Annotated in this window: 13 protein-coding genes; 8 read left to right on the forward strand and 5 right to left on the reverse strand. The window is 43.0% G+C overall.

What is annotated here, in order from left to right; translation table 11 throughout:
* Window positions 1-2 precede the first annotated feature (2 nt).
* A complete protein-coding gene (locus CTT31_RS21680; RefSeq protein WP_260492512.1) occupies window positions 3-668 on the forward strand; it encodes a class I SAM-dependent methyltransferase in 666 nt (221 codons plus the stop codon).
* 304 nt (window positions 669-972) lie between these two features.
* Here CTT31_RS21680 and CTT31_RS21685 read toward each other — a convergent pair whose 3' ends face one another.
* A complete protein-coding gene (locus CTT31_RS21685; protein WP_045988642.1) occupies window positions 973-1,515 on the reverse strand; it encodes a DUF6942 family protein in 543 nt (180 codons plus the stop codon).
* A 303-nt stretch (window positions 1,516-1,818) separates the two neighbouring features.
* On the opposite strand from CTT31_RS21685, the gene CTT31_RS21690 reads away from it, so the two are divergent.
* From CTT31_RS21690 to CTT31_RS21705, 4 genes are all read left to right on the forward strand, one after another.
* Complete coding sequence (locus CTT31_RS21690; RefSeq protein WP_260492513.1) at window positions 1,819-2,355, forward strand: lipocalin family protein; 537 nt, start codon at window positions 1,819-1,821, stop codon at window positions 2,353-2,355.
* 196 nt (window positions 2,356-2,551) lie between these two features.
* Window positions 2,552-4,480, forward strand: a complete 1,929-nt coding sequence (locus tag CTT31_RS21695) for an alkaline phosphatase PhoX (protein ID WP_260492514.1) — start codon at window positions 2,552-2,554, stop codon at window positions 4,478-4,480.
* A gap of 66 nt (window positions 4,481-4,546) precedes the next feature.
* Window positions 4,547-6,202 carry a hypothetical protein gene (locus tag CTT31_RS21700; protein ID WP_260492515.1) on the forward strand — a complete coding sequence of 552 codons (1,656 nt, stop codon included), beginning with the start codon at window positions 4,547-4,549 and terminating at the stop codon, window positions 6,200-6,202.
* A 229-nt stretch (window positions 6,203-6,431) separates the two neighbouring features.
* Window positions 6,432-7,250, forward strand: a complete 819-nt coding sequence (locus CTT31_RS21705; RefSeq protein ID WP_260492516.1) for a hypothetical protein — start codon at window positions 6,432-6,434, stop codon at window positions 7,248-7,250.
* Between the two features lie 348 nt (window positions 7,251-7,598).
* Here CTT31_RS21705 and CTT31_RS21710 read toward each other — a convergent pair whose 3' ends face one another.
* From CTT31_RS21710 to CTT31_RS21720, 3 genes are read right to left on the reverse strand one after another with little or no spacing between them, the layout of a single operon-like run.
* Window positions 7,599-7,931: a DUF3325 domain-containing protein gene (locus tag CTT31_RS21710; protein WP_045990636.1), complete on the reverse strand. Its 333-nt coding sequence runs from the start codon at window positions 7,929-7,931 to the stop codon at window positions 7,599-7,601.
* Entirely contained in the window at window positions 7,931-9,514 is a 1,584-nt protein-coding gene (locus CTT31_RS21715) for a PepSY-associated TM helix domain-containing protein (protein WP_260492517.1), read from the reverse strand. The genes CTT31_RS21710 and CTT31_RS21715 overlap by 1 nt, the downstream gene beginning before the upstream one ends.
* A complete protein-coding gene (locus tag CTT31_RS21720) occupies window positions 9,511-9,816 on the reverse strand; it encodes a hypothetical protein (protein WP_010605602.1) in 306 nt (101 codons plus the stop codon). Before CTT31_RS21720 ends, CTT31_RS21715 begins: the two co-directional genes overlap by 4 nt.
* A 201-nt stretch (window positions 9,817-10,017) precedes the next feature.
* On the opposite strand from CTT31_RS21720, the gene CTT31_RS21725 reads away from it, so the two are divergent.
* Window positions 10,018-10,584, forward strand: a complete 567-nt coding sequence (locus tag CTT31_RS21725) for a uracil-DNA glycosylase family protein (RefSeq protein WP_045990634.1) — start codon at window positions 10,018-10,020, stop codon at window positions 10,582-10,584.
* A gap of 199 nt (window positions 10,585-10,783) precedes the next feature.
* Window positions 10,784-11,140 (forward strand): hypothetical protein, encoded by a 357-nt coding sequence (locus CTT31_RS21730; protein WP_010605604.1) that lies wholly within the window; start codon window positions 10,784-10,786, stop codon window positions 11,138-11,140.
* A 51-nt stretch (window positions 11,141-11,191) separates the two neighbouring features.
* On the opposite strand, the gene CTT31_RS21735 is transcribed toward CTT31_RS21730, so the two are convergent.
* Window positions 11,192-12,037, reverse strand: coding sequence for an SDR family oxidoreductase (locus CTT31_RS21735; RefSeq protein ID WP_260492518.1), 846 nt, complete (start codon window positions 12,035-12,037; stop codon window positions 11,192-11,194).
* Window positions 12,038-12,140: 103 nt separating this feature from the next.
* Between CTT31_RS21735 and CTT31_RS21740 the strand changes: the two genes are divergently transcribed.
* Entirely contained in the window at window positions 12,141-13,037 is an 897-nt protein-coding gene (locus tag CTT31_RS21740; protein ID WP_039495446.1) for a LysR family transcriptional regulator, read from the forward strand.
* Window positions 13,038-13,102 lie beyond the last annotated feature (65 nt).

The following is a 13,102-nucleotide window of genomic DNA, read 5'->3' on the forward strand; positions in this document are numbered from 1 at the left end:
GGATGCCGACTTTTACGGGCGAAGAAGCCCAAAACTACGACTCTAGGATCACAAAACTGGTGCCAGGTTATGCGTTAATTCACCAACTTACCGGGGCGCAACTTTTAGCACTTTACCCAGATAGCGCAACCATTTTGGTTGTGGGTGCAGGGACAGGCAAAGAAATTGTAGAGCTTGCTCAGCTAAACCCAAGTTGGCGGTTTATAGCGCAAGATGTATCCGCTGATATGTTGGCGATTGCAGATCAGCATTTTACTAAGTTGGGCCTACAGGAGCGTGTGCAGATCCATCATGGCGCGATTTCACCACAGGCCTACCAAGCGGATGCAGTACTGTGCTTGCTGGTGATGCACTTTGTAAAAGATAACGGCGATAAAGCAAGCTTGTTTAAACAAATGAGTGAGCAGCTAAAGTCGAATGGACGCCTTTTTATTGCCGACTTAGAAAAACCTGCGACAAGCTTTGAACGTGAAGCGCAATTAATCGTTTGCAAACAACTTGGGCTGACAGATGTTGGCGAGCAGCGTATGAGGGTGAATTTAGAACATGAGTTTTACCCCGTGGATAAAATGCGCCTTGCAGAGTTGCTAGACATCGCAGGGTTTGGCATTGCCAAATCTTTCTTTAAAGCCCTTGGCTTTGCGGGCTTTGTGGTAGATAAGCAGTAGCTTTTTTATCTAAATAACCTGAGCTTCGGATAAATCAGCCAGACCATATTCGGGTGTGGCTTTTCCTTTCTTACTTTTTCAACGTAGCTTGTATTAAGTTAGTAAAATAGTGATCTATACCAAGTCAATTGCTGCTCTGCCACTGACGTCACCGCGCTCTATCTAAACCTCAAGTCATTTACTTCTAAAAAGTTAGTAAAACTCTGATCTCAATGACTATGATACGGAAGGTAGATCAGTATTTTACTTAGTAAAAATTTGATCTCTTCACAAATTGGCATACAGTTTAGTTGCCGCCTAATATCTAACCTTGTCTTATTATCTCTACTAACTTATTGATTTTTATATTACTAAGTTGGCGATAATCCAAAAATGGTGAAATGATAAGGCGCAAGTTATAGTCAACGGCGAACTCATCATCCAGCCAAATTAGATTGTTAGTAAAAACCTGATCTCTGAGTAATGATTTCGCGTAGGTGCGTCCTGCAATAATATGCCAATCGTATGTTTTTGCTGAAAAATCAGGCGTTGAGAAGAGCAGGGCTTCTTGACTTGAAGCTTGAAGTAATGCGCTATCACGATATGACTGCCAAGTTGAATAGTTAGTAATATCGTGATCTGGCAGTCTTGCAGCAAATAAAAACTTGGCAAAAACATTGAAGATTTTCCGCCAACCATTGCCACAATGCGCATTAATATGTTCGATCTCCCCACTCGCTAACGCACTGACTTGTATTAAATTATTATAAGGTTCTATGCGTGGTGGATGTTCAATATAAAACGCAACTTTACCCGTTGCTACACCCAAACCATGAGTTAGTATTTTTTTGCTCTGTGCTGTATTAATCATACTTTGCTGCGATCTATTCATTTACACGTAAGTTTAAAATAAATAAGGTGAAATTGGCATGGTAAGGGTTTGAATTAAATTTTGCTTTTACTAGGGCCTTGATTGGCATTTCTAATGCGTTATCGCCTGACTCACATAGAATAACTATGCTACACAGGCTCTTCCTTGTATAAATGGCAATCAAACTGCTGCAAAAACAAACTTGAAAGATCAACAGGCCCTAGGTAAAAATCGAACCTATCGTTAATCTTAGTGTTTGGTTACTACGTATGACATCAAGATGGAATATGGAGAACTTATATGAAAGTATCACAGTTATTTTTCACAGCGATTTTAGTGCTTGCAGTTTCAGCATGCACAGGGCTGCCTGAGGGCATTAAACCAGTTAAAGACTTTAATGTTGAGCGCTATACGGGCACTTGGTTTGAAATCGCGCGATTAGATCATTCATTTGAAAGGGGAATGCAGAACGTCACGGCAACGTATAGCCAAAATCCTGATGGTTCAATTAAAGTCGTAAATAAGGGATATTTAACAGAGGAAGGAGAGTGGAAAGAAGCGGTTGGCAAAGCTAAGTTTGTTGCAAATGATGAAATAGCGCATTTGAAAGTGTCATTTTTTGGTCCATTTTATGGCAGTTATGTGGTATTCGAGTTAGATGAAGATTACCAGTATGCATTTGTTACCAGCTACAATCGTGATTACCTTTGGTTGCTTTCTAGAGCACCTAAAGTGCCCGATACCGTAATGAATCAGTTTAAAACCATGTCAGAACAATATGGTTTTAACACCAATGAACTTATCTATATGAGACACGAACCCGTTCAAAAAGAATAGTGTAAACCCCCTTTACACTAAAGTTCCTTTTGTGGGTACTTTAACTTACTAACAAAAGGGAGGCTGTATGTGAGTTGAGTCTAAGTGTCTTATTCCTGTAGGAAATGGTTAATAAATCATTCAGTCAACTGTAACAGGAACACTTCACACTGTTGCACGCTTTACAAAAAATAATACTTAGGAACTGGAGTAACTCATGAAGCGTGTAGCATATTCTCTCATTGCAGCGGCAGTTGCAATGGCACTTACAGCCTGTGATGGTGACGACGGAGCACAAGGTCCTGCGGGTCCTCAAGGTGAGCAGGGTACTGCTGGCCAAGATGGTGCAAACGGTACTAATGGCTCAAATGGCTCAAATGGTACAAACGGCACAAATGGACAAAATGGTACTGACGGCCAGGACGGTCAAAATGGACAAGACGGCCAAAATGGTCGTGATGGTAGTTACAGCGTACCTGGCCTTGTTCGCATCGCAACCGTCCCTGCTGGTGCTGAAGTAACTGGTCTATTTCTTTCTGAAGGGGGTGACTTGTTCTTCAATGTTCAGCACCCAAATGATACCAACACAGCTACTGATAAGTTCAATAGCAAGCCATTCAATACGGGTACTGTCGGTGTACTAACCGGTGTGAACTTTAATAATTTACCTGCAAATATCCCAAGCGCGCCAGTTCCTGCTTCGACCATGGAACAACAAACCGTGATTTCTGCAATTGGTCAATATCAAATTCTAGGCCAAACAGGTGATACATTCGCAAACCTTGGCACTAAGGGGTTAGCAGGTGGTTTGGGTGTACATTACAGCATCACAACTGGTGAAGAAATCATTAAAAATGATAACCCTGATTTCAATGGTTATATTCCAGTCGATGCAAATACAGGTTACCTATTCACAAACTGGGAAGCGTACCCAGGTGGTGTCAGTCGTTTGAAAATGAGTAAAGCGACAACGGGTAAATGGTCAATCGAAGAAGCCATGATGGTAGACTTTGACGGTGTTAAAGGCACTGCTGCTAACTGCTTTGGTTCAGTATCACCTTGGGGCACACCGCTGACTTCGGAAGAATGGATTGTCTGGTCTGAAGTTGATTCAACACAAGATCCACAGTGGAATAACCCTGCTGAAACAGGTAATGACACAATGGAAGCGTTAATGGCACCTGATTTCCCTAACCCTTATCGCTACGGTTACATTGCAGAAATCAAAAATCCTACAACCGAAACGCCTGATGTTGTAAAACACTTTACAATCGGTCGTTATGAGCATGAAAACTCAGTTGTAATGCCTGACCGTCGTACTGTCTATTCCTCACAAGATGATACCGGTGGCGTACTATTTAAATTTGTTGCAGATCAACCAGAAGACTTAAGTGCAGGTACCCTATACGCAGCAAAGCTAACTCAAGATGCAGGCCTTACCGATCCGGCTGTAACTGGCTTTGACATTAGCTGGGTTGAGCTTGGTAGCGGCAGTAATGCACAGATTGAAACTTGGGTGGCCGAATACGACGGCATCAATGAGACTGACTATGTTGAAGGTCAAACAAGCTATCTGTCTGTTGCTGATGTAAAAGCGTGGGCAGAAGGCGCTGCAACTTATCCAACTGTTGCAAACGGTGGCGGTAAAGTAACGGCAGGTAAAGCGATGGACAACCGTGCTATCTTCCTTGAGTCTCGTCAGGCTGCACGCCAAAAAGGCGCTACGGCTGAATGGCGTAAACTTGAAGGCTTAAGCATCAACCATAACCGCGTACTTGAGGCGGTAACTGGTCAAGATGTTGTTGCCGGTGAGGTGGTAGATAAAGCCTATATGTATATCGGTATCTCGGATATCGACAACACCATGATTGATGGCGAAGGTGACATGCAGCTTTCTGCGCGTGTTAAAGATTGTGGCGGTGTATACCGTGCTCATATCGATAACAACTATAACTTAACTCGCATTGAACCGGTTGTCATGGGGGCAACTTACCGCTCGTCACTAACTGGCGCTGAGCGTTGTGACGTCAATCAGCTTTCGCAGCCTGATAACGTAATCGTAATGGAAGATGGTCGCATCATCATTGGTGAAGATGGCTTCCAAGAAAACAACACGCTTTGGCTTTATGACCCTAAAGCAAAATAATTAAGTAAGTAGCAGCGCACTTCATGGTGCGCTGCTTTTTTTTAGCAAAATTTTGGAGTCATAAAAATGAAATACGTTAGCCTAACTCTAGTGGCATTGACGAGCGTAGCCTTGTTTGGTTGTAATGATGAACAGACTCAAGGGCTAACCAATACCGCACTTATGTCGGCGCAAACTACAACACCTTATAAGCAGGGTGATGATATTCCTGCGGCCGCATTTATGCAGCACAATGAAGTCTATAACCCTGAATCAGTGATCCCCCCTCAGTGTTACACCAAAACGGATGGCGTGAATAACCCTTGCTATGCCTGCCATCAATCATATGATGAAAAAAACCGACCAAACATGATGCGTGATGCCAATTTACAAGGCGCCTATGAGTTTTCCGATCTTGGATTTAAAAACCACTGGAAAAATTTGTTTAAAGATCGTTCTGAGCTTATCAAAGGTATCTCAGATCAAGATATTACTAACTGGGTCAACCAAGATAATTACAGCCCTTTCATCGAAAAACTAAAAAATAACCCTGACTGGAAAGGTGAGATTACCCCGCTTAACAACTTGGCATATCCGGAAAAAGCCTTCGATGAGCTTGGTATAGCAAAAGACGGCAGTGGCTGGGTGGCATTCAATTATAAGCCTTTTCCTAGTACTTTCTGGCCAACCAATGGCTCTACAGGAGATGTCATGATCCGCCTTGCTGACGTCTTCAGAGAAAAGGGCGAAACGTATAATCAGGACGTTTACCTTGCCAACTTAAGTCTGGTTGAAATGGCTGTAAAGGGGCTTGACGAAATATCAACGCCAGTGATTTCTGAATCGCGAGTTGGCGTAGATTTGAATGGTGATGGCAAACTCACACAAATCACCAGCATGCTGCGCAGTGAACGTTACCTTGGTGATGCCAATACTATCGAGCTTGCTCATCAGTTATACCCACAAGACACTGAGTTTTTACACACCGTTCGGTATATTGGGGTAGATGATAACGGCCAAGTATTTAATGCGCCAAGAATGAAAGAAGTGCGCTACATGAAGAAGCACAACTTTAAATCCAAACAATCACTCGGTGCTGCCTACTACAGAGAAGCGAAAGAAAAGTCATTCGAAAATTACCCACAAACGCTTTATTTGGGCGACCAAGGGATCAATAACAACTTTGGTTGGACGATTAACGGTTATATTGAAGACAAAAATGGTGCACTTCGTCCACAACATGAGCAAGAGCTTGCTTTTTGTAATGGTTGTCACAAAACCATTGGCTCAACCTATGACCAAACCTTCTCGTTTGCGCGTAAAGTCGAAGGCAAACTGGGTTGGGGTTATATCAATTTAAAAGAGATGCAAGATGTACCTAACAAAGGCGAAGAGCAGGGGGAGTTCTTGACCTATATGATGCGTGTTGGCGGCGGTGATGAGTTTAGGCAAAACCAAGAGATGCTAATGCGCTGGTTTAACGAAGATGGCACGGTAAACAGCAAAAAAGTGCAGTCTGCGAAAAACCTTTATGAATTGATCACACCATCAAAACCACGTGCGCTGGCACTGAATAAAGCCTACTTGACCATTGTCAAAGAGCAAAGTTACCTATTCGGTCGTGACGCCACCATAGTAAAAGCGCGTAATGTGCTTGAACAAGTCGATGATTCTCAACAGCCTCTAGAGCCAGAGCACCGATATGTGTGGGATATGCAGCTGAACTGGAATAAAGCCGAGTAAAGTATATTCAGGGTAGGACACTTCCTGCCCTGAGTTGATAAAGGCGCAAAGATAGGGGACTGGCACTGATAAGAGGTAGTTTCAAATTGAAATTGCACGCTAATCTTTTGGTAGCGGATAAGTGCATGTCTTTTCATTATTTCTGAAACTCCAAAAGCAAGTTTCTGAGGGCAATTCATTGTTTTTATTACAGCTTTAAAGTTACACTTGTTTTAAGACAGGAGTGGGTTTGAAATACGTGAAGAAGTTGCTGGTTTTTATTATTGTTACGGGGTTAGTCGTTATAACATGGTTATTTACACAAGATAACAGCATTCAGCTTACTCCGTTCGTGGGTGAAAATTCAAACTTAATCAAGGTATTACCTCAAGAAGAGCGCCTTGTTGATAAGTCAAATGCTCAACAACCGCTTTTGCTTCATGCTCACGAGAGTTCTGATGAGCTCTACGAGCAAGCAAACAAAATAAGAATATGCAGAAGAGTGCCTAAAACGCAGAGTGAACTCGACACTTGGGCTGAACGAGCGCATGCTAATGATGAGTACTATGAAATCATAGATAGTATGCATAGAAAATTTAAAATGTGCTTAGGCATCGTAGATCGCGATGGCCCTTATGTTGACATGTTGATAGAAGCTGCTGAAAAGGGCTCAGATAAAGCGGTGTCTTTGCTTTGGCTACTAGGCGACGTTGAGCTGGTTGATGAGCTGAAGTTAAAAGATGTCCCAAGAGATGAACAAGTTTCGCGTCGACAAGCATTTATCGCGACTAAATATCGCTTAGCGCACAAGGTCGCACTTCAAGGTGGTGAGAATTCGATGCTAAAGCTTATCTCTGGCTTTCAACACTTAGATCCACAGACTGGTGGGCAGGATTATGTTAAGTCTCTCGCTTTTGCTTACTTTTTTGTAGAAGTGGTGAGTAACAGTGACGTATTTGGCAGAGTTGAGTGGACAATCAGAGATCTCGAGGGAAAAATGTCACCAGAAGAAATTACTCAAGCCAACGAACTGACTCGTGACTTTTTAGCGCAGCATAGAGCGCTATAGACCTTGAAGGTAAGATAAAACTTAAGCTCGGAGCAGAGCTGAGTTACTCTTCTCGCTTTTTGGATCAAAATTTAACTAACCAATAGTATTCCTTTAGCGCTTAGATCAGGATTTTACTAAGCTAGCCCGAAAACAAGACTATCAGATCATATTTTTACCAACTGATTAAGCTTATTGGGCTCATTAGATCACGATTTTACTAACCTACCTTAGTTTGAGTTAGTAAATTTGCGGTGTATATCGCCACTATTGCTGATATTTTATGCTAAATGATGTGGTTTCAAAGAGTTAACAAAGGAATGTTAGTAAAATTGTGATCTAAAAAAGGCGCCGTTAGTGGCGCCTTAGTTAAAATATGATCCAATACAGCGTACTGAGCAGCATAGCGATAATGACTAGGTAAAATAGTGATCTGAAGTAACTAGGTTTGGTCGCAAAGATAGCGATAAGTAGTAATACTGCCAAGGTCATATAACCAATAAACTCTAAGCTACCGTAGGCCCCCTGAGTTTTAAGAGCAAGTGCCAAGCTGCCGCCGAGGCAGAGCCAGCCGGCAATGGTTAATTGACTTGTTACGTTACCTTTTGGACGTGTACCAAATACTTCTTTATAGTGATTGGGTTTTGCTACTGCAAAACCCATAAACGCTAGCAGGCAAAGTAAAAACGTTAGCCATTCCATTAGGCGTTTACCTCATGCTTTGCTTGGCGACGTGGTGTCGCTGGCGCTGCTTTGGTACTGCCGAGCTTTTTGGCTTGAACCAAGAAACCGAACGCGATACCAATAGCCATCACATCAAAACCAAATAATACCCACTGACCATTAATGAAATAGCTCACAATGCTGCCATCAGTGGTTAGCATGTTTACGACAGGCAGTAAGCCCCACACGATAGCATTTACTTTCGCAGAGAGCAGCCACGCTAGCCTATTCGATTTAAAGAGCGCGGCCAGAGTGAATACTCCCCACGTAACAAAGAACGCCAGAACTTCTTTGTCTGCACGTCCCGCTAATTCCATTGGAAGCAAACGGTTTGCATAAAAGAACATCACCGTTGCGGCTGGTAGTCCCATAATGGTGCCTAAATTGAGCGACTCCACAAGCCTAAGGCCTACACCCGGCTTGTCATCACCTTTAAGCTTTTGGCGCAGTCTTTTTGCCCACATAACAGCACCCGTTGCAATCATGGCACATCCCGCTAATCCAGCAACAAAGTATAACCAACGCAAAAGCGGCTCTGCTAAACGTCCAGTGTGCAGTGCTATCATTCCGCCGTAGAGGTTTTCAGCGCCAGACAGCGTCACATTGTGTGTTTTTAACAACTCACCAGATGCCGCGCTATACATCCAACTGGGCGGATCATCCTGCACTGCGCGTTGAGCATTGGCATAAAGCTTAACCGTTGCGCTTGCATCCCCTGGCGATGAGATCACAATGCGGCGAAGCGGTGCGTCACCAGAGTTAGTAAAATAATGATCTAACGCTGTATTTAATGCGAGCTCCTTCAATGGTTGTCCTGTTTCAGGGATCGCAGCAAGAAAGGGGTAGCGTTCGGCTCGGAGCGTTTTTGTATCTTCAAAGCGCTGCTCAGCAGGTTGTGGCAGCAACATAAAAATAAGCGTCACTAAGCCGGTATAAGTGATCATAATATGAAACGGTAATGCCACCACGGAAGAGAGATTGTGGGCGTCTAGCCAACTTCTCAGTCCTTTCCCGTTTCTAAATTGGAATAGATCTTTGAAAATGCGTTTATGGATCACTACGCCAGAAATAAGCGCAATCAGCATAAACAGAGTTGCAAAACAGACAATCCAGCGCGCGGTGATTGCATTCATGTAATGTAAGTCAAAATGCAAACGATAGAAAAAGTTACCGCCTTTAGTCTCTCTAAACTCAGGAAGCGCCTCCAGCGTTACTGGATCGAGATATTCCGAGTGACGTTTTCCACGTCTTTCCCCTTCGGCTGGCTTTTCAGAGTACATCAATAGCAAGCTTGGGCGACGCTCTGTTGGCATCTCAATACGCCAAGACTCGGCGCTTGGCGCTGTCTCTTGAAACCGTTCGATACTCTTTTTGACCGTTTCATTTTGTTGGGCACTATCATAATGAGGTAGGTGGTGCGTTGCAGGTTGCGCCCACAGACTGATCTCATGTCTGAAAAAGCTCGCAGTACCAGCAAAAAAGATTAAAAACAGCAACCAACAAACGAGTAAACCAACCCAAGTGTGTAGCCAAGTCATACTGCGGAAAAATGACTCTCTCACAGGGAGCCTCCAAAATGCGTCAAAGTACCGTAAAGAATACAAAGTAGTCCGATCATGCCAAGAAATACCTTTTTAAAAGAGCGGCATCCAAACACCCAAATAAAGACAATGGCGTAAAAGACGATGCCAGTTGTTAATGCATATAACAGCGCATCTAGGCGCGGAGTAGGTAAAGTTAAAGCCAATAAAGATGAAGCTAAAACAGTCACGTAATAGCCGCCGAAAATAGCGATGAAAAAGCGTGCAAGCACTTCAGCTCTGTACAAAATAGCCTTATTATTTGTGTTATCCCGACTAGGCATAGCACCCCTTTAAAAGACAGCAAACGTAATAGAATATTATCCAATAATTTGCATCTAAATGATAGTGATTCGCACTTGTTTTAAGTTGAGTGGAGTCGTTTTAACGACTAAGCACTTTAAGTTTTGTTGTTTAAATGGGGTTTTGAATATGGCTATGCCATAATGACCCTTGGTGTCATTGGGTAAAGTAAGTAAGGAAAGATGGATATTTTTGAACGTGTTAGGCAGTGCAAGCTGTGTGATAAAGCACTTCCCATGGGCGCAAAACCTATCATCCAAGGCAGTTATAACGCTAAAGTCTTAATTATAGGCCAAGCGCCGGGTTTAAAAGCACATCAAACCTGCCAGCCGTTTAATGATCCAAGTGGAGATAGATTGCGAGACTGGCTGGGTGTAAGTCGAATACAGTTTTATAACCCTGAACTATTTGCCATTATGCCAATGGCGTTTTGTTACCCGGGTAAAGGGAAATCTGGAGATTTACCACCGCCTAAAATCTGCGCGCCCACGTGGCATTCTCAGGTGTTAGCTACACTCAGCCAGATATCGTTAACACTACTTATCGGGCAATATGCGCAAAAATGCTACTTAACGCAATATTCATCAGTAACTGAGATGGTAAAAAATGCTGACTTTTCCAGTCAAAGTCATTTGCCATTACCTCATCCTAGCCCCCGTAATCAGATCTGGTTAAAAAAGCACGACTGGTTTGAAAAAGACAGTGTACCGCAGTTAAAGACAAGAGTTTCAGCTGCGCTATCATCTTGATAACGCGCTAATTAAGCTTTCACTTAATGCTTTAGGGTTAGGTTTAAAATCAAAGGCAATCTGATAGGTTTAAAACTAAGGAATAAAGGTCATATCAGCCAATATTTATCACCATTTAGTTGCGTAATTACGAGTATTACCTCATACTCCAGCCTGTTTACATAACAAACACTTTTTAACATTTTCAAAGGACTTGATAATGATATACAAAACTACCGGTTGGGCTGCTGTACTCCTTTCTCTCGTCGCATTTTATCCTAGTATGCAACCTGGTGCGTTTTCCGTTATAGGCTTCTACTTATGCCTGTTTTCCCTCATTATCGCAGCATTTGCGAGTCATATGGATAAACCGATTTATTTTCGCAGCGTGATCACACTGTCTCTTGTTAACATCTTGTTAGTGAATGATGGTACTCGTGCAAGCCTTTGGTTTGGCCAAAGCGACTGGGTCTATATCGGCTCTATGTACGGTATCTTTTTAGTCGTGGTGAGCATTTGTGGTTTTCTAGTGAGCCGAGACTTATTGATATCAACCTTAGAAGGTAAGGTTGAGTAAAAAATAAGTGCACAAGCAAAGCCTGTGCACTATATCAGCGGTAAAATACGCTTAACTCTTTGCGAGCGACTGGGCCACCGTTGTGGTCGGGCGACCAATCAACTGGCTGAGCGCATTACTCTGGGTTGCCAAATATCCTTGCTGTGCTTGTGCCTCGGCGTCAACCAATAACGCAGCAAACGTTGCTGGCACGCCAAGAGCAACCAAGTAGGCCAAGTATTCTTCTTCAGATACAAACTTTGCTTTTACTTCAACTTGAGTATGCTTTGACACCGCTTGTGCCAAACCTTCAATTGTAAATGCGTTATCGCCAGCCAGCTCATAGACTGAATTATCATGGCCAGAACTACTTAATACGGTTGCAGCAGCCAGTGCGTAGTCTGCACGAGCAGCGCTATTGATCTGAGCTTGCGGCGCGATTGAGGTAATGGCATTATTTGCTGTAAATACAGGTACTAAATCAGTGTAGTTCTCGTTATACCATCCATTTCTCAGCATGCTATAAGCCACGCCGCTTGCTCTCAAATACGCCTCTGTTTCTTTGTGCTCTTTAGCCAGCTTTAGTGGTGAATTATCCACATTCAAAATACTGGTATAGGCGATTAAGCGCACTTGGTTTTTCACTGCGGCGTCAATAACTGCTTTGTGTTGAGGTGTGCGGCTTCCGATCTGATTGCCTGAGATCAGCAGCAGCTTTTCAACACCTGCAAGTGCTGCATCAAGTGTATGCGGTTTGTCATAATCAGCTTGCCTTACGGTGATCCCTAAATTGGTGAGTGCCTTTCCTTTATCGAGATCTCTGACAAGAGCCACGATGTGCTTGGCTGGGATCTTTTGTGCCAAAAACTCGATAACTAATTGACCTAATTTGCCTGTTGCGCCTGTGATTGCGATCATGATGTATACCTCTTTTTAAAATGAGAATGTATTGGATGTCGCTATTATGCGTGGTGATTTTTGTTATCATAAGTGAGTTAATTCGATATGGTGAGTTCTGAAATTGAGTACAATAGACTTAAATGCACTAAAACTCTTAGCGATATTTGCAACGGTTGTGGATGTGGGAAGCTTTGCTCAAGCTGCGCGAAAGCTGGCTACTAGCCGTTCTAGAGTGAGTGAACAAGTGTCCCAGTTAGAGGCCATGCTGGGTGTTCGACTACTGCAGCGTAGCACGAGGCAACTCACGCTAACGCGAGAGGGGCGTGACATTTTGGCTCAAGCGCATTCATTGCACGCTATTTTGGATGATGTTGAGGTATTGCTCGATAACAAAGAGCCTCATGGTATGGTCTCAATAACCATGACACACGACACCGCACATAAGTTTCTGTTACCAAAACTTCCTGAACTCACGGCGCGATATCCGAAGATCCAATTAAATATCATCGTTGATGATGACAAGCGCGATATAATTAACGACCAAATAGATCTCGCCATCAGGGTTGGCTTTCCTAAAGATAGCGCACTGGTTGCAAGGCAATTACATCAAGAATGTTTTAAGCTCTATGCAAGCCCTAAACTGATAGCATTGCATGGTTTACCAAGTAAAGACACACTGCTAAATCAGTTACCTTGGTTACTGTTAGAGCAGGCTAAATCAACGGGGATGACACAGTTTTATCGTGGCGGTGAAGCCGTAAACTTTACACCAACTCAAGTACATTGGTGCAATTCCCCCATGCTGTTACAACAAATGACAGTGGCAGGATTAGGAGTTGCGCAGTTATTGCCTTCTACTGTGAAGCAAGAAGTTGAGCGTGGGGAGTTACAAATGATCTGTCCAGAGTTAAGTAGCGAGCAACTGGTGTTTTCTCTCATTTATCCATCACGTAAACAAATTCCACCTAGGACACGGGCGGTTATTGACTACCTATTGGAAGCGAATCTGTTTGGATAGCTTTAATTCTTTTTAACAGAATGATGTGTGATATTTTTACTAATTTAATTATTTTAAAGCGAACG

This window comes from Pseudoalteromonas maricaloris (assembly GCF_024746855.1).
In the GTDB taxonomy this organism is placed as follows: domain Bacteria; phylum Pseudomonadota; class Gammaproteobacteria; order Enterobacterales; family Alteromonadaceae; genus Pseudoalteromonas; species Pseudoalteromonas maricaloris.